This window comes from Streptomyces sp. NBC_01241 (assembly GCF_041435435.1).
Lineage (GTDB): Bacteria > Actinomycetota > Actinomycetes > Streptomycetales > Streptomycetaceae > Streptomyces.
The window spans coordinates 7,366,275-7,384,991 of sequence record NZ_CP108494.1; the positions used below are offsets into that span (position 1 = coordinate 7,366,275).

The following is an 18,717-nucleotide window of genomic DNA, read 5'->3' on the forward strand; positions in this document are numbered from 1 at the left end:
GTCGGGCTGCCACTCGAGCTCGGTTGCATCGGCGCGGCAGCAGGTCTCGACGGCGCCGAGGCGGTCCTCGCTGCCGGACGCCTGGCGCCTGAACGCCGAGCGCTCGCCGCCCGGTTCACGCCTCGTCCACGAACCTGCCCGGCGGGACGGCGATGAGCTGCGCATTCGTCTCCCGTACTGTATGCGAGTGGTACGTGCCTGATCCGGGAAGAGCTGCGCAGGGGCGCGGGGCGGTGACGAAATCCGGGGCATCGCAGCTGTGAGGAGGCGGAGCGACATGTGCGCGCTTCTCAGTGGTGGCGCGGTGACACGGGTGGCCGCAACCATCTGATGTGACTCGGCCAAGTGAGGTAGGCCCGTCCGGAGGCAGTGACCTCGCGATCGTGAGTGGAGCCGGTGCGGCAGCCCGCGCCCTGACAACGCCCGGTGAAGCGCCGTGCGCCTGCCACCCGGTTGCCGCGGGCGCTGTCGTTCAGCCGTGAGCCGGAGGCGTACCGGTGTACGCTGCACCGCCCGGCGGATGCGACGGTTCCGCCATGACTCGATACAGCCGCCGCGGCCTTGTCCCCGGCGGCCTCGGCCTCCGAGGACGTGGCCTCCTCGATGCGCCGGCCGACGGGGGTGGTGGCCGCTCCGGCGAGGAGGCCATGGGCCGCTGGCAGGACGAGTGCGGCTGCGCCGACGGTCCGCAGGTCGATATCGCCCGGCGGCATGGTCGAGGGCCGGCCCGGTCGAGGAGCGTGCGGACCGAATCCAGCAACGTCCGAGAGAGCCGCTTGGGTGAAGAGCGCTGCGGTGGGTCAGCGCCCGGTCGGCAGCGCCCGAGGCGGGCGACAGGACACTCTCGATCTCGGTCCGCGTCTTCCGCATGTCCGCGACGATCCGGGCCCCGTGCTTTTCGCCGAGTCGTGCCGTCGACACCGAGCAACTGATGGCGTCGGTGGCCGGTGAGTCGTACCGCAGGGCGAAGCCGAAGCCGGCGATGGTGGCCTTTCCCGCCGTCTCGTCCGGGATCTACGGCCGGCCGATGGACGACGGCGCGCGCATCGCCGTCCGTACGGTTCCGGAGCAGGCCGCCCCGCCCGTCGAGGAGGTGCGGTTCGCATGGTTCGCATCGCACGCGCACGCGGAGCATTTGAAGAGGTCCTGGCGGCGCAGGGCTGATGGCCACGCCGCGTCCGCCGAACCATGTGGGTCCCAGACCGCATGGACGGGTCCGGCGAACGCGCGCAACTTCCGCTGCTGCCTGCGCTGTTATCTGTGCGCGTAGGGCAGGAGTGCCATCTCGCGGGCGTTTCTGATCGCCCGGGCGAGCTGTCGCTGCTGCTGTGCGGTGACCCGGGTCACGCGACGACTGCGGATCTTGCCGCGGTCGGAGATGAACTTCCGGAGCAGTTCGGTGTCCTTGTAGTCGATGTAGGTGATCCCGGCCGTGTCCAGCGGGTTGGGGCGGGCCTTCAGGGGCTTGTGGGGATCGTTGCGTCGTGTCATGCGCATTCCTTGGGACGGAGTGGTGCGGAGCGGTGTGCGCCGCGGCGGTCAGGAAACCGGGTCGAGGAGCGAGTCGAAGGGGGCCGGAAGCCGTTTCCACGCCTCGGGCCCCGCGGCGTACTCGACGTCGGTGAGCAGGCAGGAGTCGAGGAGCCGCGCCACCCCGTCGCGGTCGAGGCCGGGGGAGGTGAACACGAGGTGCTGGCAGCAGTCGCCGTGCTCGGGGTGCCAGTCGAGCGAGGCCGCCGCCCGGCGCATCGGATCCACCAGGTCCCAGGCGGCGTCCGGCAGGGAGGCCAGCCACGGGCCCGCGTTCTCTACGCAGAGCGCACCACCGGCGGCGTCCCAGGCAAGCAGGGTGTCGGGGCGGTCGGCGAGCCAGAACCGCCCACGGCTGCGCGCGGCCGCGCAGCACAGGTCTTCCAGCGCCTGGTAGAGCCGTTCGGGGTGGAAGGGCCGGCGGCGGTGCCAGACGAGCGTGGCGACCCCGGCCTCGTCCGCCTCCTGCGGCAGCAGCGCGCAGGCGGGGTGCTGGGCCGCCGCGGCCGATTCCACGTCGAAGCCGGCGAAGGCCGACTCGCCGAGTTCCCCCGAACCGGCGGGCACCTGACGCGCGGTCGGGTGGAGCTGGGTGAGCAGCGCGCGGTCCTCGTCGTCGGCGGCTTCGCTGTCGACAAGAGCGATCACGGGCGCGTACTCCAGCTGCCGCGCCCAGGTGTCGCCCACGGTCCGCCGGTCCGTGGCGGCCGCCGCGAGCCCCGCCTCGGCCAGGTCGTCGCCGTTCCCGAGGTAGGGCAGCACGAGCGCCGGGTCGACGGCGGTCATCACGTTGGTGAGTTCGAGCGCGTGACCGCCGTGCGCAACGACGACCTCGGCCATCGCCCTGGGCTCGACGGAGTCCCACAGCTCGACGATCGCCAGCCCGGCCGGACCGGTGCCGGCCAGCCGCTCCAGCTCGGGTACCAGGTCCTCGCGCAGCGCGCAGCAAGCGCAGTCGTTGACGAGCGGGGCGTCACCGCGGGACAGCTCACCCGACGCGTCCCGCACGACACGCCGCACGGTGCCTTCGGCGGCGGTGGCCAGATCGTGGTGGAGGGCGACGCTGCCGGGGACGGTACGCAGCAGCCGGTCCACGACCTCCTTGCGGGCGTCGGAGTGGAGCCCGCCGACGATCACGACGGGCAACCGGGCCTGGTCCTGCATCAGTTCGCCCCGCGACGGCCGTAGCGGCGCTCGAACCGCTCGACGCGTCCGGCGGTGTCCAGAACGCGCGCGGTACCCGTGTAGAAGGGATGGCTCGCGGAGGAGATTTCGACATCGACGACGGGGTAGGTGTTGCCGTCCTCCCACTCGACCGTCTTGTCGCTGGTCGCGGTGGAACGGGTGAGGAAGGCGGAGCCGGCGGCCTTGTCACGGAAGACGACGGGGCCGTACTCGGGGTGGATTCCGGGCTTCATGGGGGTGTCCTTCTGGATCGGGCGGGAGCGGTCAGCGCTCTTCGCGGAATTCGACGTGCTTGCGGGCGACCGGGTCGTACTTGTGCACAACCATGCGCTCGGGGTCGTTCCGGCGGTTCTTGCGGGTGACGTACGTGTAGCCGGTCCCCGCGGTGGAGCGGAGCTTGACGACCGGGCGTAGTTCGTTGCGTGCCATGGCGCTACTATATGGCAATGATTTCCATTTCCAACAAGCGGTTCGCCGTGGAAAGCGGGTAGGGCCATGTCCGCTCACTGCCAACTCACCGGCGCGCGACCGGAATTCGGCAACAACATCTCCCATTCGCATCGGCGCACCTCGCGCCGCTTCGACCCGAACATCCAGCGCAAGAGGTACTGGCTGCCGAGCGAGGGCCGGAACATCCGGCTGACGCTCAGCGCCAAGGCGATCAAGACCATCGACGCCATCGGGATCGAGGCGGCCGTCGCCCGCATCCGCGCCAGGGGAGTGAAGGTCTGATGGCCAAGAAGAGCAAGATCGTGCAGAACGAGAAGCGCAAGGCGATCGTCGAGCGATATGCCGCCCGACGCGCCGAGTTGAAGGAGATCATCCGCAGACCGTCCACCACGGACACCGGACGCCGCGCCGCCGTGGACGAACTCCGGCGCCAGCCGCGTGACGCCAGCGCGACCCGGGTGCGAAACCGGGACGGTGTGGACGGGCGGCCGCGCGGGCACCTGCGCAAGTTCGGGCTTTCACGGGTGCGGATGCGTGAGCAGGCCCATGCCGGATTCCTTCCCGGAGTCACCAAGTCCTCCTGGTGACAAGGCTGTTCGAGGTAGGTGGCGGTCGGTCGCGGCGTCCGGCAGGAGGAGCGCGGTCGGCCGCCACCCGCGTGAAGGCGTGACATGGCGCAGCTCCGGTGATCGGACGGATCACCGGAGCTGCGTCATGTGTGCCGGGCTGGACGATGCCGTGGCTGCGACCACCGCCCGACCCGGGGTTCTCAGGCCCGCGATACGGGTTCGGCATGCTCGTATTCGCAGGTGTCGTCGATGCCGTAGGTGTCCCACTCGGGGAACGGGTCGACGGACGGGACGACTTCGCCCTCGGTCAGGAGACAGTCCGTCAGGGCCGTGCGCAGGAGATCGGCGTGCAGTCCCGTGCCGATGAACACCAACTCCTGACCCTGGGTGGTGTCCGTGTCGTGCGCACCGGAGGCCTCGAAGCGTGCGACGGAGCCGGCCTGCGACCACAGGTCGGTCACCTTCGGTCGACTGGCCGGCCAGAAGAAGCCCTTGGACCGCAGGATCAGGGTGCGGTGTCGAGTGCGTCGAGGCTGCCGCGGGTCTGGCCGGAGCGCAGCGGCAGGAAGGTCTGCTGACCCGAGGCCACCTGCTGGCCCTCCTTGCTGAGGATGAACCGGAGCAACTCCTCCATGACCGGGTCCAGATGCTTCCCCGGCTGCTTGTTGGCGTTGAAATAGGTGACCCGGCTCAGCGGGTACACAGCCGAGGCGACGTTCTCGTACGTGGGGGCGTACGCCGGGCCGCCGGCGTGGTCGCTGAGCGAGATGACCTTGACCGCCGAGTCGACGTAGGCCATCCCCGTGTATCCGATGGCGTAGGGGTCCTCGGAGACCGCTTTGGAGAGGTTGAAGACGGTCTTCTCCCAGTGCACCGCTGGATCGGCGGGAGTCGTGCCGTCCGCCACCCCCGGACGCCACTCGCCGCGCTTGCCGTCGTGGTCGAGCACCCGCTGGCGAACGAACTCCTCGAAGCCGTTCCACGGCTGGATGCCTACGATGTGGACCGGCTTGTCGGCCCAGTCGCCGGTCGCACCCAGGTCGCCCCAGGTGGTGGCGGCCGCGCCGCCGCGGTTGTGGGTGGTGGACAGCACGGCGTCGAGCTGGTCGAGGGAGAGCTTGTCCACCGGGTTCTTCTTGTTGACCATGAACCCGACCGAGTCCAGGAAGCCGAAGTGCCGGTAACTCCCCCCGGATATGGGGACGCTGAACGGGTCGTATCCGAAGGCGTCGTGGAAGCCCTCGATGTCGGTCGGCTTCAGTTCGCGCGATACAAAGACGCAGTCGAGCTTGCCCTTGATCAGCTCCAGTGCCCCGAGGCTTCCGGCGTACGGCGGGTTCACGCTGATGTGGACCTTGGGGTACTTCTTCTCGAATTCCTTGATCCACTTGTGGGAGAGGTCGGCGAGTACATCCGAGGCGGCGCACTCGTAGTCACCGCGCAGCGAGTTCTTCGGCTTGGCCCGGTACGTTCCCAGGCCGGTGTCGAGCGTCGGCTGGAGGAGTTCGGAAGTGGGGAGGGGGCGGCCGTTCGCCTTGTTGTACTCGTCCTGTTCCGGGGTCTGCGGGGTCACCTTTGTCTGCGGTGCGACGGCCCAAGTCGTCAGGCTGTCGGCGTGGTTGTCGGTGCTGGCGAGACTCGTGACGGTGCCGGCCGCCGCGAGTGCGACGGTGACGGCCAGCGCGGTTGCCGCGCGAGCTGTACGTTTCATCGATGGTCTCCCGGATGTAGGTCCGAAGGGCATCCGGGGAGGAACGCTCCGCACCCGGATGCCTGTCCTGCGATGGCGACCGGAACGCTAGGGCCGGGCACCCGGTGAGGGCCAGAAGGCTGCCGTTAATGCTCATTGATCATCCTTTTGATCATTCTGCTCAGGATCCGTCACCGAGTCGTCGGTCCGCTGGGAATTCGAAGAGACTCTGGCAGCGCGAGGTTGATGTCGAATTTTCGCGAGCCCCCGGATGCCCGGTGGTCGATGCTTGAACCATGCACACCGACACCGAGCGCTGCGTGCGAGCCGTCCGGTCCAAGGACGCCCGCTTCGACGGATGGTTCTTCACAGCGGTCCTGACCACCCGGATCTACTGCCGCCCCAGCTGCCCCGTCGTGCCGCCCAAGGCCGAGAACATGACCTTCTACCCCAGCGCCGCCGCCTGCCAGCAGGCCGGGTTCCGGGCCTGCAAGCGGTGCCGGCCCGACACCAGCCCCGGCTCCCCGGAGTGGAACGCCCGCGCCGACTCCGTCGCCCGTGCGATGCGACTCATCCGGGACGGTGTCGTCGACCGCGAGGGCGTGCCCGGTCTCGCGGCCCGGCTCGGTTACTCCTCCCGGCAGATCGAGCGCCAGCTGCTCGCCGAGCTGGGTGCCGGTCCGCTCGCCCTGGCCCGGGCGCAGCGCGCGCAGACCGCGCGGCTGCTGATCGAGACGACCGGGCTGCCCATGGCCGAGGTCGCGTTCGCCGCCGGGTTCTCCTCGATCCGCACCTTCAACGACACCGTCCGTGAGGTCTTCGCGCTCGCCCCGGGCGAGCTGCGCAGCCGCGCCACCCGGTCCGCGGCGCCATCGCCCACGCCCGGAGTGATAGTGCTGCGGCTGCCGTACCGGGCCCCGCTCAACCCGACGAACCTCTTCGGCCACCTCGCCGCGACCGCGGTCCCGGGCGTCGAGGAGTGGCGCGACGGCGCCTACCGCCGCACACTCACCCTCCGGTACGGGCACGGCATCGTCGCCCTCGCCCCGCACCCCGACTACATCGCCTGCCGGCTCCTCCTCACCGATCCGCGCGACCTCACCCTCGCGATCAGCCGCTGCCGCTGGCTGCTCGACCTGGACGCCGACCCGGTGGCCGTCGACGACCGGTTGCGCGCCGATCCGCTGCTCGCCCCCCTGGTCGACAAGGCGCCCGGCCGACGGGTGCCACGCACCGTCGACGGTGCGGAATTCGCCGTACGGGCCGTGCTCGGGCAGCAGGTCTCGACCGCTGCCGCCCGCACCCACGCGGCCCGTCTGGTCACCGCGCACGGTGTCCCCGTCGACGACCCGGAGGGCGGCCTCACCCATCTCTTCCCGGCCCCCGAGGCCCTCGCCGGTCTCGACCCCGAACAGCTCGCCCTGCCCGGCAGCCGCCGCACCACCCTCACCACCCTCGTCGGCGCACTCGCCGACGGCACGCTGCGACTCGGCACCGACACGGACTGGGAGAAGGCCCGGTCCGAACTGGCCGCTCTGCCCGGCTTCGGCCCCTGGACCGTCGAGGTGATCGCGATGCGGGCGCTCGGCGACCCGGACGCCTTCCTCCCCACCGACCTCGGTATCCGGCGCGCGGCCGAGGAGCTCGGCCTCCCGTCGACCCCCGCAAGGCTCACCGCCCGCGCGGCGGCCTGGCGTCCTTGGCGCGCCTACGCGGTTCAGTACCTCTGGACCGTGGACGATCACCCCATCAACCACCTGCCCGTATAAGTACGTTGGGAAAGATCACCCATGACCGCGACGCATACCCGTACGGCGACCCGGCAGCACACGGTCGTCGACAGTCCGTACGGTCCGCTCACCCTCGTCGCCACCGACGGCGTCCTCGCGGGCCTCTACATGACCGGCCAACGGCACCGCCCGCCCGAGGAGACCTTCGGGGAGCCCGACCCGCGCCCCTTCACGGAGACGATCCGCCAGCTCGACGCGTATTTCGCCGGTGAACTGCGCGAGTTCGACCTGCCGTTGCACCTCGACGGCACCCCGTTCCAGCGCAGCGTCTGGGAGCAGCTCCGGCTGATTCCGTACGGCGAGACCCGCTCGTACGGCGAACTGGCCGAGCTCCTCGGCACATCGGGCGCCTCGCGTGCGGTGGGCCTCGCCAACGGCAAGAACCCGGTGGGCATCATCGTTCCGTGCCACCGCGTCATCGGCGCCTCGGGCAGCCTCACCGGTTACGGCGGCGGGCTCGACCGCAAGCAGCGGCTGCTGGCCTTCGAGAGCGGCACGCAGGACAACGCACCGGTGCTCTTCTGACATCGCCGAACGAACGCGTCGGGAAAACGCGAAGGACGGGCCTGGGAGAACCGAGCCCGTCCTTCACGGCCGTGCCGCTGCAGCAGGAACAACGCCGCGACCCGCAGCGGCACAGACGTCAGACGAAGATCTCCACAACGGTCCAGATCGCCAGCCCCAGCATGCAGATCCCACCGATCCGCTGAACCGTCTTCAGCGGCACCCGCTTCGCGATGAACTGCCCTGCCAGCAGCGCCAGCGCCGAGACGGACATCAGGGCGGCGGCAGACCCGATCGCCGTGGACCAGGTGCCGTTGCTCGCCGCCAGATTGGCCGTCGTGATCTGGGTGAGGTCACCCCACTCGCTGATGAAGACCGCCATGAACGCGGTCGAGTAGACCGGCCAGAAGCCGGTCACCGTCCTCGTGGTGCCCTCCTCCTCGTCATCGCCGCCGCCGTTGCGCAGCAGCATGAACGCCCCGAACGCGAAGAGGGACGCCGAGACGAGCTTGACGATCCAGTCGGGCAGCAGCCCGATCAGGCTGCCCGCCCCGACGGCGATGGCGACGTGCACGATGAACGCGGACGACGTACCGAACCAGACATACAGCGGTCGCATACGGGTGCCCATGGCAAGCGACGCGAACATCGTCTTGTCCGGGAGCTCCGCGAGGAAGATCAGCCCGAAGGCGGTGAGAATCGCCAGGGGGTCGAGGTGCATTCCGGGTGGCTTTCTGTGAGAGCCGGGCCCTGGGACCTTCGCGAAGCGCCACTCGGGCTTTTCGGAGGACCACTCGGCCCGGCATGACGTCAGCGCCCACGGGGCGCGGGCGTGTCATACCTGACCGAAGGTCTCGCCCGCCCGTAAGGATCTACGGGCCCGGCCACCGGGAACCCGAGGGCTCCAGTGTGTCGACGACCGGTTTGCGGGGCTACTCCCCTTCGCAGCCCTCAACATTACCCCACCGGCCGACGGGGGAGTGCAGGTGTTCGACCGGGTGGCAGGTATCGGTACAGTCCCACGGTGATCATCCGCGCCGACACCGGAGGCGTCCCTGTATGAGCCGCCGCACCCGCAAGGCCGCCCCGGCCCGGGGTATGCCCCGGCCCACCGTCAGTGTCTGCCGAGGCTGCTGCTGCGGGACGGCGAAGGTCCCGGACGTCGACCATGCCGGCCTGCTCGCCGAACTGCGCCACTCGCTCGGCGAGACCGCCACGGTCCGCGCCGTGGAGTGCCTGGACGCCTGCGAGCAGGCCGACGTCGTCGTCGTACAGCCCTCCGCGGAGGGGCGCGGGGCGGGCGGCCGCCCGGTCTGGCTCGGGTTGGTCAACGACCCGGACGCCGTGAAGGACATCGCAGCCTGGGTCGGCGCGGGCGGCCCGGGCCTGGCGGACGCGCCCGAGATCCTCGACCTGTACACCTTCCGCCCCTCGCGCCGCGTACAGCGGGAACTCGACCACTAGGGTCTTTCGTTTGGATCATTGGCCGGATCAGGGAGCGGGGTCGGGGGCTGCGCCCAGCCGCTCCAGCAACGCGGGGAGCGCCGTGCCGATGGGCTCGCGGATGGTCTCCTCGGCCAGTTCGTATGGGCTGTATTGGCCGTATTGTCCCGGCGTCGGCCACCCGTACGTACCCGTCGCCGCATCGTGCGCGCCCTCGCGCAGCAGCGGGAGCAGCAGACCGCGCTCCGGCCTCTGCTGCCCGCGGACGGAGCCGCGTACCGGCTTCGCGCCGTCCAGCGCGAAAAGCGAATAGTCGGGGAAGCCCGGCTTGGTGCCCTTGTGAGCCGATGGGTCAGCCCTCCACCGGGCGGGTCTCCAGGTCAGGCGTTTCCCGGGCGGGCCGAAACAGGTCAGCCGTTCACCGGTCGGCCGTCCTCCAGCTCCACCGCGCCGCCACCGGAATCGAGCGCGTCCAGCGCCGCCTTCAGCCGCAGCGCGAGACCGCCGAGCAGATAGTGGTCGAGGTCGTCGGGTTCGACCAGTTCCCAGGACAGGAGCTCCTCCTCCTGCAGCCGGATCGTCTTCAACTCCGCCTCGTCCAGGACTCCGCCGTCGTACAGATACGCGGCGATCGGCGGCCGTGCCGGGCCGCGTGCCCAGTCGACCGCGAGCAGTCGTCCCGGCTTCCGGTCGAGCCCGATCTCCTCGGCCGTCTCGCGTCGCGCGGCCTGACGAGGGCTCTCGCCCTCGTCGGATTCGACGGTCCCGCCGGGCAGCGCCCAGCCGTCCCGGTAGTTCGGCTCGACGAGCAGCACTCGCCCGTGGACGTCCCGGAACACGGTGGCCGCGGCGGCCAGGACCCGGGGGAGCCCCGTGATGTAGGTGGCGTAATCAGTGGTGGTCACGCGGGCAGCGTAGTGCGGGCGGTGCCGGCGTGAGACGGCTCTGGGCAGCGGGTATGCGCTGCCGATAGGGTCGGGGCGGCGCGACTGCCTGTTCGAAAGCAAGGGATGCAAGGTGGCGGACGGAGCAGTGATGGAGACCGCACGCGTGCTCGTCGCAGCGGACAAGTTCAAGGGCTCGCTCACGGCCGTGCAGGTCGCGGAGCGGGTGACGGCCGGGCTGCGGCGCGTCGTGCCCGGGGTGCGGGTCGAGACCCTGCCCGTGGCGGACGGCGGCGACGGCACGGTGGCGGCAGCGGTGGCCGCCGGGTTCGAGCGCCACGAGGCGCGGGTGACCGGGCCGCTCGGGGATCCGGTGACCGCGGCGTACGCGCTGCGCGGCACCACCGCCGTGGTGGAGATGGCCGAGGCCTCGGGCCTCCAGCACCTTCCCGCAGGGGTGTTCGCCCCGCTCACGGCCACGACGTACGGCTCCGGCGAACTGCTGGCCGCGGCGCTCGACGCGGGCGCCCGCACGATCGTGTTCGGCGTCGGCGGCAGCGCGACCACGGACGGCGGTGCCGGGATGCTGGCCGCGCTGGGCGCCCGTTTCCTGGACGCGGACGGCAAGCCGGTCGGCCCGGGGGGTGGTGGCCTCGCCGACCTGGCCGAGGCGGACCTGTCCGGCCTCGACCCGCGCATGGCCGACGTCGACCTGATCCTCGCCAGCGACGTGGACAACCCGCTGACGGGCCCGAAGGGCGCCCCCGAGGTCTACGGCCGGCAGAAGGGCGCGACCGAGGACGACATCGCGGTGCTCGATGCCGCGCTCGCCCACTACGCGTCCGTCCTGGGCCCGGACCAGGCCCGGCTGCCCGGAGCAGGGGCGGCGGGCGGCATCGGCTACGGGGCGCTGGTCGCCCTCGGTGCGCGGTTCCGCCCCGGCATCGAGGTCATGCTCGACGTCCTCGGCTTCGCCCCCGCCCTGGCACGGGCCACGTTGGTGATCACCGGCGAGGGCTCGCTCGACGAGCAGACCCTCCACGGCAAGGCCCCGGCGGGCGTGGCCGCGGCCGCCCGTGCCGCGGGCATCGAGGTCGTGGCGGTCTGCGGCCGCCTCGCCCTGCCGCCGGAGGCTCTGACGGGCGCGGGCATCAGCCGCGCGTACGCCCTCGCGGACCTGGAACCGGACCCCGCGGTTTCCATGGCCCAGGCGGGACCGCTGCTGGAGCGGGCGTCCGAGGCGATCGCGCGCGACTTCCTGCTGTAGCACGCCCCCGGTTACGACCGTGGATCGCCGGACGGGACAGCAGGCCAGGCTCGTCCGGCGATCCAGGACTCGCGCTCGTCCGGCGATCGAACACTCGCGTCCGTCCGGTGATCCAGGACTCGCGTCCGGCAGGTGAGGACGGACCGCGTGAGGATGGACCGCGTGAGGACGGACCATGTTCACACCCGCCCGCGTCACCCCACGGACGGCTCGGCCCCCTGACCATCACTCGTGCCCGCGTCAGGACACTCCCCGTCGGTGAGCAACTCCGCCAGGATCCGCAGCTCAGCCGGCAGGTCACGACGCCACGCCATCGTCACGAACGGGGCAAGGATGATCATGCCGCCGTCCAGGTGGGGCTTGACCGATACGTTGACCATCGTTCCCCGTCGGCCGGGACTCAGCCGGAACTCCAGTTCCGGCGAGTGGCGCCCCAACGGGGTCCACATGCACGCACCGCGGAACGCCAGGTACTCGACCGGTGCGCTCGCGGTGCACGTGAGGCGGTGCGCCCGCCGCCTGCCCGGGAACTTGCAGGTGTACTCGTCGCCGAGTTCCGCGGTGACCGGTCCCTCGATCACGTGATCTATGGTCGATGACCACACGGCCAGATTCCGCGGATCCCGTAGGAACGAGAAGATCTCGTCGGCGGGGCGGGACACATGGACATTCGCTGACACACGGGGCATGGCTCCACCTCTTACGGCGACCGGTCGCCCGAAAGTCTCGGCGTCCGGTAACCCTCGTCGCGGTGCCGTCGCCCCTCAGCCTGCTGCCGAACGGGTGTCCGCGCACGCGTCGCACGACCGATGGAGTGAATCAGGTGTCGAGTCGGGCCACCTTCTCGGAGAGTTGCTCGCAGAGTCGCTTGATTTCCTGATATGTGCGCTTCCGCTCGGTGATCACCGCCGCGAGGAGCAGAGCGGTGAGTGAGACCGCTCCGTTGAACGCCTGGAGCGTGATCATGTTGGTGAGGAGGCCGTGGTGGGCGAAGGGGCCGGTGCTCCGTCCGGCGGCGAGGATCACGAACACGGACACACCCAGTGCGCAGCACGCGGCGCCCGCCCGTTCGAAGCGGAACGCGGCCCAGATCAGGAAGGGGAACACGAGGAAGAGGAGCGAGGCATGGGAAATGTCGGTCGTCAGCAGGGTGACGGTCGTCGTACACACCACCAGCGCGACCGCCTCGGCGCATCGGGGCAGGCCGACACCGTGTGGCAGCCGGGCCCTGCGCAGGACGAGAAGGAACGGCGTGACGACCATGACGCCCATGGCGTCGCCCGTCCACCAGACCGACCAGGTCGGCCAGAAGCCCCCGGCCGGGAGCGCCCCCGACAGGGCCAGGATGCCGCTGCCCACGGTCGAGCTGATGAGCATGCCGCCCAGCGCACCGAGGAAGACCAGGGCCAGCGCATCCCGTAAGCGGTCGAGGTCGTCGCGGAAGCCGGCCCGGCGCAGCATCAGGCAGGAACAGATCGGGGCCAGGGTGTTTCCCACCGCGATGATCAGTACGGGCAGGGCGGAAGGCCCGATGAACACGTTGGCCGCGAGGGCGCCGAGCGCGATCCCGGGCCAGACGCGCAGACCGAACACGAGCAGGGCCGTGACCGCGATCCCGGTCGGTGGCCACAGCGGTGTGACCTGGCCGCGCACCAGCTGCTGGAGCAGCCCCAGGCGGGCCGTCGTGTAGTAGCAGACGGCCACCGCCAGGAGCGTGAAGGCCGTGGCCATGTGCCGCCGGAGCTGTGCGCTGTCCACCACAGCAGCATCAGACACCACCCCCGGGTGCACCGACCCCTCTGGCACGCCGGAGCCACGCCGACGCCACGCCCGCGCATCGGACGGACGAGGCGCATCCGGCTAACCGGTGCCCGGCGCACCGTCGTAGCGGATGACGAGGACAGCGGCGTCGTCCTCATGACCGGTCAGGTCCGCCACCCGGATCACCCGTGCGGCGAGCTCGGTGGGATCTGCCGCGGTCGCCGTGCCGACCAGCGCGGACACCGCGGCCAGTCCCTCGTCGATCGGGTAGGCCGGTCCTTCCACGACGCCGTCGGTCACCAGGACCAGAAATCCGGATCGTTTCATCCTCCGGCGGGTCACGGGGTACTGCTGGCGCGGCAGTATCCCCAGGGGAACGCCGCCGACGTCCAGGGAGATGCCGGATTCGCCGTCGTCGGTGCCCCAGATGATCGGGACGTGTCCGGCCCGGGCGATGGAGAGCGCACCGCTCTGTGGGGCGATGCTCAGCAGGCAACAGGTCGTGAACAGGTCGCCGCCCAACGAGATCAGCAGATCGTTGGCGCAGGCCAGTACCTGTCCGGGGTCGTCCGTGACGCTGGCGAGGGCCCGGAGACTGGCCCGGACCTCACCCATGAACGCCGCGGCCTCCACCCCGTGCCCCTGCACGTCACCGATGGCGATGCCGGCGACCCCGTCCCGCATCCGGAACGCGTCGTAGAAGTCACCGCCGACAGCCAGACCGTCCTGCGAGGGCGAGTAGCGGGCCGCGATCCGGATGCCCGGGAAGTCGGGCAGTCCGGCCGGGAGCATGCGCCGCTGCAGCTCCATGCCCAGCTCCGCCCGGGACCGCTCGATCCTGATGTTTTCCAGCGCCTGATCGACCAGGCGCCCGAGGGTGACCAGGAGCTCCTGGGTGCTGTCCGGTGCCCTGTGGTGTCGGTGCATGAGGTTCCCGCGCGTGTGGGTGCGCCCCTGGTGAAACCTTACGACCTCACCCGAGGGCGGGCGCGGCACGGCCGGGGTGCGGCACGGCGGCGGTGCGGCACGTCCCGGTGCACGCGGTCGAAGCCGGTTGCCTCCGCGCTCGCGCCGCCGCACGCTGGATACGTGACTGTCCCCGAGCCGGCCCCGGCCGGGCACACAGGCTGGGCCGTTCAGACACCCGGTCCGATCGGCACCGGGTCGTTGGTGCGCGTACGGCGCGGGGTGCCGGCTCCCGGCCCCGGGGAACTGCTGCTGAGCGTGGAAGCGTGCGGCGTCTGTCGTACGGATCTCCACCTGGCCGAGGGCGATCTCCCGCCGCACCGTCCGTCCACCGTCCCCGGCCACGAGATCGTCGGCCGGGTGGCGGCCCTGGGCGACGGGTCCGGTCTCTTCCGTGTCGGCGACCGGGTCGGTGGGGCCTGGCTGCGCGGTACGTGCGGGAGCTGCCGGTACTGCCGGGGCGGCCGGGAGAACCTCTGCCCGCGGTCCGTCTACACGGGGTGGGACGCGGACGGCGGCTTCGCCGACACCGCGCTGGTTCCGGGGGCGTACGCCTACCGGCTCCCGGACGACCAGGACGCCGCCCGGCTCGCCCCGCTCCTCTGCGCGGGAATCATCGGATACCGGGCGCTCAGGCGCAGCGCGCTGCCCGAGGGCGGGCGGCTGGGCATCTACGGCTTCGGCGCGTCCGCCCACCTCGCCGCCCAGGTGGCCCTCGCCGAGGGCGCCACCGTTCACGTGCTGACCCGCTCGGCGCGGGCGCGCGAGCTCGCGCTCGACCTGGGGGCCGCGTCGGCGGGCGGCGCCTACGACCGCCCGCCGGAACCCCTGGACTCGGCGATCCTGTTCGCACCCGTCGGCGACCTGGTACCGGTGGCGTTGGAGGCACTGGACCGGTCCGGCACGCTGGCCATCGCCGGAATCCATCTGTCGGACGTTCCCGTGCTGAACTATCAGCGTCACCTGTTCCAGGAGCGCAATCTGCGCAGCGTCACCTCGAACACTCGCGAGGACGGCCGCGAATTCCTTGCCCTGGCGGGGCGCGTGGGCATCCGGGTCACGGTGAGCCCCTACCCGCTCAGCAGGGCCGACCAGGCGCTGGCCGACCTGGCGGCGGACCGGGTGAACGGGGCCGCTGTACTCGTACCCGGCTGAGAGCCACCGGCCCGGACCGACCGGCGGATACGTGAGAGGGCCCGGATACGCGAGAGGGCCCCGGGTGCTGGGGAGCACCCGGGGCCCTCTTGCGCGTTCTGCGTGTTCCGGCCCTACGGCAGCTGGGCCGCCCGGGCCTCGCGCCGGTTGCCGCGGAAGGTGTTCACCCGCCGGGCCGTCGCGAAGAGCGGGATGACCGCTCCCAGGACCACCTGCAGCGCGCAGCCGGTCTGCAGGAGCAGCTGACCGCCGGGGGCTTCGAACGCCCACGCGGCGAGCAGTCCCATCGCGGCCACGATCCAGCTGAGCATCGCCACCGCGAGAACGCCTCGCGGTTTCGGGTACTCGACCCGGCTGACCATCAGCCACGCCACTCCGATGATCGCGAGCAGCGTCGGTACGAAGGGCAGCTCCAGGAGCACGATCGAGACGACCGTGAGCGCTCCGAAGGGGCTCGGCATGCCCTGGAACATGCCGTCCTTCATGGTCACGCAGGAGAATCTGGCAAGTCTGAGCACCACCGCCAGCAGCACCACGATCGCCGCCAGCGCCGACACCCGCTGGTGTGCGTCGTCCGCGACCATGCCGTAGACGAGGACGAAGTACGCCGGGGCGAGCCCGAAGCTGATCAGGTCCGAGAGGTTGTCCAGCTCGGCGCCCATCGGCGAGGAGCGCAGCTTGCGGGCCACGAGCCCGTCGAAGAGGTCGAACACCGCGGCCAGCAGCATGAGGATCACGGCGGTGGCCGCGGAGTGCCGGGCCATGCCGCTCTCGTCGCTGCCCGTGAGGTGCGGGATGAGGATTCCGGTGGTGGTGAAGTACACCGCCATGAATCCGCACGTTGCATTGCCGAGAGTGAGGGTGTCCGCTATCGACAGCCGCATAGAGAGCGGCATGTCCTCGCCGGCGTCCTCCTCGGACTCCGCCTCGGGCACCCAGCCGGCCTGGGTCTCAGGATCAATCACGGTCAATTCGAGTCACCCCCGCGGTGGTGGCCTGGCCGACCTCGACCGCGACATCGATACCTTCCGGAAGGTAGATGTCGACCCGGGAGCCGAAGCGGATCAGGCCGATCCGCTCGCCCTGCTCCACCTTCGTGCCCTGCGGGATGTAGGGGACGATACGACGTGCGACCGCACCCGCGATCTGCACCATCTCGATGTCGCCGAGTTCGGTGTCGAAGTGCCAGACAACGCGCTCGTTGTTCTCGCTCTCCTTGTTGAACGCCGGAACGAACCCACCGGGGACGTGCTCGACCGAGGTCACCGTGCCGGCCAGGGGCGCACGGTTGACGTGGACATTCAGCGGGCTCATGAAGATCGCGACGCGGGTACGCCCGTCCTTCCACGGCATGATGCTCTGCACCACACCGTCGGCCGGTGAGATGACCCGGCCCTGGGTGATCTCGCGCTCGGGGTCGCGGAAGAACCACAGCATGCCTGCCGCGAGCGCGGTGGTGGGCACGGCCACCGCCGCCCAGCGTCCGGACTTGCGAGCCCGGGCGAGGCTGAGTGCCGCGGTGGCGACGGTCGGCAGGAGCCACGGCGAAGCTCCGCGCGCAAGGCGGACTCCGCCGCGTGGTGCAGAGGTTTGGCTGTCGGGCATGGATGACCTTCGTAGCGGATGATGCCGCGCTGGCAACGGGGGACGGCGGCTTTTCCGGCGATGTTAGCGGTTGCCGGCCGCAACTGGGCAAGCCAGCAGCCGAGTCGGACGGCTTGAAGGCACCGGCCGAGGATGACAGGGTGTGATCTTCTTCGCGGCCAAATCGGCGTGAAAGGGACAATCAACCCTGGAACCGGTACTCCTCCAGGAGTCGGCGCCCAATGATCATTTTCTGGATCTCGGCGGTACCTTCACCGATCAGCAGCATCGGGGCCTCCCGGTAGAGGCGCTCGATCTCGTACTCCTTGGAGAAGCCGTAGCCGCCGTGGATCCGGAAGGCGTCCTCGACGACTTCCTTGCAGTACTCGGAGGCGAGGTACTTCGCCATCCCTGCCTCCAGATCATTTCGTTCCCCGGAGTCCTTTTTGCGTGCTGCATTTACCATCATTGCATGGGCGGCCTCGACCTTGGTGGCCATTTCGGCCAGCTTGAACTGGATCGCCTGGTGCTGAGCGATCGGCTTTCCGAAGGTCTCGCGCTGTTGGGCATAGGAAATGCCCAGTTCGAATGCACGCTGAGCGACGCCGCAGCCACGCGCGGCCACATTTACCCGGCCGACCTCGACGCCGTCCATCATTTGGTAAAACCCGCGACCGGTGGTGCCGCCCAGTGCGCGATTGGCTGGAATACGTAGCCCGTCCATGATGAGTTCGGTCGTATCCACACCCTTATACCCCATTTTGTCGATTTTGCCGGGAATGGTGAGGCCGGGCAGGACCTCACCGAATCCGGGCTCTTTCTCCACCAGGAACGTCGTCATCGACTTGTGCGGAGCGGTCCCCTCGGGGTGGCCTTCGTCACTCCGGCACAGGACGGCGACGAGCGAGGACGTACCACCGTTCGTCAGCCACATCTTCTGGCCGTTCAGGACGTACTCCTCGCCGTCCCTGACGCCCTTGGACGTGATGGCCGAGACGTCCGAGCCCAGCGCCGGCTCGGACATCGAGAAGGCGCCCCGGACCTCGCCCAGCGCCATCCGCGGCAGGAATGTGTCCTTCTGTTCCTGGGTGCCGTGCTGTTTGAGCATGTACGCCACGATGAAGTGCGTATTGATGATTCCCGACACGCTCATCCAGCCGCGCGCGATTTCCTCCACGCACAGCGCATATGTGAGAAGCGACTCACCCAGCCCCCCGTACTCCTCGGGAATCATCAGCCCGAACAGGCCGAGCTCCTTGAGTCCCTCGACGATCTCCGTCGGGTACTCGTCACGGTGCTCCAACTGGGTTGCGACCGGAAGGATCTCCTTGTCGACGAAATCCCGGACCGTGGAGAGGATTTCCTGCTGGACATCATTGAGGCCGGCAGTCTGGGCGAGTCGCGTCATGGCTACTTCTCCACGTTCTTCTGCGAAGGCTGGTTCAGCTCGGGACGGCCGGGCTGCTCCCCGCCGCGCTCCTTGATGTACGTCTCGGTGGGGACCATCACCTTGCGACGGAACACGCAGACGAGCGTTCCGTCCTGCTTGTAACCCTTGGTCTCGACATGGACGATTCCGCGGTCGCTCTTGGATTTTGACGGAGTCTTGTCGAGGACGGTCGTCTCGCCGTAGATCGTGTCGCCGTGGAACGTCGGTGCGACATGCTTCAGCGACTCGACCTCCAGGTTGGCGATCGCCTTTCCGGAGACGTCCGGCACGGACATGCCGAGCAGCAACGAGTAGATGTAGTTGCCGACTACAACGTTCTTGCCGAAATCGGTGGTCTTCTCCGCGTAGTTGCTGTCCATGTGCAGCGGGTGATGATTCATGGTCAGCAGGCAGAAGAGGTGGTCGTCGTACTCCGTGACCGTCTTCCCGGGCCAGTGCTTGTAAATTGCACCGACCTCGAACTCCTCATAGGTGCGTCCGAACTGCATG

General features: G+C 69.8%; 22 protein-coding genes and 1 pseudogene. 8 read left to right on the forward strand and 15 right to left on the reverse strand.

Annotated elements, in window-relative coordinates; translation table 11 throughout:
* The first annotated feature begins 868 nt into the window (after positions 1 to 868).
* A complete protein-coding gene (locus tag OG306_RS33515) occupies positions 869 to 1,270 on the forward strand; it encodes a hypothetical protein (RefSeq protein ID WP_371666036.1) in 402 nt (133 codons plus the stop codon).
* On the opposite strand, the gene rpsR is transcribed toward OG306_RS33515, so the two are convergent.
* The 4 genes from rpsR to rpmG are packed head-to-tail and all read right to left on the reverse strand — an operon-like array spanning position 1,255 to position 3,144.
* A complete protein-coding gene (gene rpsR / locus OG306_RS33520; protein ID WP_266749931.1) occupies positions 1,255 to 1,491 on the reverse strand; it encodes a 30S ribosomal protein S18 in 237 nt (78 codons plus the stop codon). The genes OG306_RS33515 and rpsR overlap by 16 nt on opposite strands.
* A 48-nt stretch (positions 1,492 to 1,539) precedes the next feature.
* Positions 1,540 to 2,694 (reverse strand): CobW family GTP-binding protein, encoded by a 1,155-nt coding sequence (locus OG306_RS33525; RefSeq protein WP_266749932.1) that lies wholly within the window; start codon positions 2,692 to 2,694, stop codon positions 1,540 to 1,542.
* Positions 2,694 to 2,948, reverse strand: coding sequence for a type B 50S ribosomal protein L31 (locus OG306_RS33530; protein ID WP_266749934.1), 255 nt, complete (start codon positions 2,946 to 2,948; stop codon positions 2,694 to 2,696). The genes OG306_RS33525 and OG306_RS33530 overlap by 1 nt, the downstream gene beginning before the upstream one ends.
* Positions 2,949 to 2,979: 31 nt before the next feature.
* Entirely contained in the window at positions 2,980 to 3,144 is a 165-nt protein-coding gene (gene rpmG / locus OG306_RS33535) for a 50S ribosomal protein L33 (RefSeq protein WP_266749935.1), read from the reverse strand.
* Positions 3,145 to 3,210: 66 nt separating this feature from the next.
* Between rpmG and rpmB the strand changes: the two genes are divergently transcribed.
* Together rpmB and rpsN are read left to right on the forward strand one after the other, a co-directional pair.
* On the forward strand, positions 3,211 to 3,447 hold the full coding sequence (gene rpmB, locus OG306_RS33540; RefSeq protein WP_266749936.1) for a 50S ribosomal protein L28: 237 nt from the start codon (positions 3,211 to 3,213) through the stop codon (positions 3,445 to 3,447).
* Entirely contained in the window at positions 3,447 to 3,752 is a 306-nt protein-coding gene (gene rpsN / locus OG306_RS33545) for a 30S ribosomal protein S14 (protein ID WP_266749938.1), read from the forward strand. The genes rpmB and rpsN overlap by 1 nt, the downstream gene beginning before the upstream one ends.
* A 182-nt stretch (positions 3,753 to 3,934) precedes the next feature.
* Here the strand turns inward: rpsN and OG306_RS33550 are convergent.
* Together OG306_RS33550 and OG306_RS33555 are read right to left on the reverse strand one after the other, a co-directional pair.
* Positions 3,935 to 4,240 (reverse strand): annotated as a pseudogene (locus tag OG306_RS33550) (GTP-binding protein); the annotation flags it as partial.
* Positions 4,240 to 5,445 carry a PstS family phosphate ABC transporter substrate-binding protein gene (locus OG306_RS33555; protein WP_266749940.1) on the reverse strand — a complete coding sequence of 402 codons (1,206 nt, stop codon included), beginning with the start codon at positions 5,443 to 5,445 and terminating at the stop codon, positions 4,240 to 4,242. The gene OG306_RS33555 and the pseudogene OG306_RS33550, both read right to left, overlap by 1 nt.
* Positions 5,446 to 5,720: 275 nt before the next feature.
* Here OG306_RS33555 and OG306_RS33560 point away from each other — a divergent pair, with 275 nt between their 5' ends.
* Positions 5,721 to 7,193, forward strand: coding sequence for an AlkA N-terminal domain-containing protein (locus OG306_RS33560; protein WP_266749941.1), 1,473 nt, complete (start codon positions 5,721 to 5,723; stop codon positions 7,191 to 7,193).
* A gap of 21 nt (positions 7,194 to 7,214) precedes the next feature.
* Positions 7,215 to 7,739: a methylated-DNA--[protein]-cysteine S-methyltransferase gene (locus OG306_RS33565; protein ID WP_266749943.1), complete on the forward strand. Its 525-nt coding sequence runs from the start codon at positions 7,215 to 7,217 to the stop codon at positions 7,737 to 7,739.
* Positions 7,740 to 7,857: 118 nt separating this feature from the next.
* On the opposite strand, the gene OG306_RS33570 is transcribed toward OG306_RS33565, so the two are convergent.
* The gene (locus OG306_RS33570) at positions 7,858 to 8,439 is read right to left on the reverse strand and encodes a TMEM165/GDT1 family protein (protein WP_266749944.1); all 582 of its coding nucleotides are present in this window, start codon (positions 8,437 to 8,439) and stop codon (positions 7,858 to 7,860) included.
* A gap of 338 nt (positions 8,440 to 8,777) precedes the next feature.
* Here OG306_RS33570 and OG306_RS33575 point away from each other — a divergent pair, with 338 nt between their 5' ends.
* Positions 8,778 to 9,182, forward strand: a complete 405-nt coding sequence (locus OG306_RS33575) for a (2Fe-2S) ferredoxin domain-containing protein (RefSeq protein ID WP_266749946.1) — start codon at positions 8,778 to 8,780, stop codon at positions 9,180 to 9,182.
* 389 nt (positions 9,183 to 9,571) lie between these two features.
* Here the strand turns inward: OG306_RS33575 and OG306_RS33580 are convergent, their stop codons facing one another.
* The gene (locus OG306_RS33580; RefSeq protein ID WP_266749947.1) at positions 9,572 to 10,066 is read right to left on the reverse strand and encodes an NUDIX domain-containing protein; all 495 of its coding nucleotides are present in this window, start codon (positions 10,064 to 10,066) and stop codon (positions 9,572 to 9,574) included.
* Positions 10,067 to 10,196: 130 nt separating this feature from the next.
* Between OG306_RS33580 and OG306_RS33585 the strand changes: the two genes are divergently transcribed.
* Complete coding sequence (locus tag OG306_RS33585) at positions 10,197 to 11,312, forward strand: glycerate kinase (RefSeq protein ID WP_266749949.1); 1,116 nt, start codon at positions 10,197 to 10,199, stop codon at positions 11,310 to 11,312.
* A 194-nt stretch (positions 11,313 to 11,506) separates the two neighbouring features.
* Here OG306_RS33585 and OG306_RS33590 read toward each other — a convergent pair whose 3' ends face one another.
* The 3 genes from OG306_RS33590 to OG306_RS33600 form a co-directional block, all read right to left on the reverse strand.
* Positions 11,507 to 12,001: an SRPBCC family protein gene (locus tag OG306_RS33590; protein ID WP_266749950.1), complete on the reverse strand. Its 495-nt coding sequence runs from the start codon at positions 11,999 to 12,001 to the stop codon at positions 11,507 to 11,509.
* 130 nt (positions 12,002 to 12,131) lie between these two features.
* A complete protein-coding gene (locus OG306_RS33595) occupies positions 12,132 to 13,070 on the reverse strand; it encodes an MASE1 domain-containing protein (RefSeq protein ID WP_266904859.1) in 939 nt (312 codons plus the stop codon).
* A gap of 102 nt (positions 13,071 to 13,172) precedes the next feature.
* Positions 13,173 to 14,000, reverse strand: a complete 828-nt coding sequence (locus OG306_RS33600) for a PP2C family protein-serine/threonine phosphatase (protein WP_266749952.1) — start codon at positions 13,998 to 14,000, stop codon at positions 13,173 to 13,175.
* 162 nt (positions 14,001 to 14,162) lie between these two features.
* Between OG306_RS33600 and OG306_RS33605 the strand changes: the two genes are divergently transcribed.
* Positions 14,163 to 15,194: a zinc-binding alcohol dehydrogenase family protein gene (locus OG306_RS33605; protein WP_266749954.1), complete on the forward strand. Its 1,032-nt coding sequence runs from the start codon at positions 14,163 to 14,165 to the stop codon at positions 15,192 to 15,194.
* 113 nt (positions 15,195 to 15,307) lie between these two features.
* Here OG306_RS33605 and pssA read toward each other — a convergent pair whose 3' ends face one another.
* The 4 genes from pssA to OG306_RS33625 form a co-directional block, all read right to left on the reverse strand.
* Complete coding sequence (gene pssA / locus OG306_RS33610) at positions 15,308 to 16,129, reverse strand: CDP-diacylglycerol--serine O-phosphatidyltransferase (protein ID WP_266752577.1); 822 nt, start codon at positions 16,127 to 16,129, stop codon at positions 15,308 to 15,310.
* A 22-nt stretch (positions 16,130 to 16,151) separates the two neighbouring features.
* The gene (locus OG306_RS33615) at positions 16,152 to 16,799 is read right to left on the reverse strand and encodes a phosphatidylserine decarboxylase (protein ID WP_266749955.1); all 648 of its coding nucleotides are present in this window, start codon (positions 16,797 to 16,799) and stop codon (positions 16,152 to 16,154) included.
* A 181-nt stretch (positions 16,800 to 16,980) separates the two neighbouring features.
* Complete coding sequence (locus OG306_RS33620; protein ID WP_266749957.1) at positions 16,981 to 18,186, reverse strand: acyl-CoA dehydrogenase family protein; 1,206 nt, start codon at positions 18,184 to 18,186, stop codon at positions 16,981 to 16,983.
* A 2-nt stretch (positions 18,187 to 18,188) separates the two neighbouring features.
* Positions 18,189 to 18,716, reverse strand: coding sequence for a MaoC family dehydratase (locus OG306_RS33625; RefSeq protein WP_266749959.1), 528 nt, complete (start codon positions 18,714 to 18,716; stop codon positions 18,189 to 18,191).
* Position 18,717: the final 1 nt, after the last annotated feature.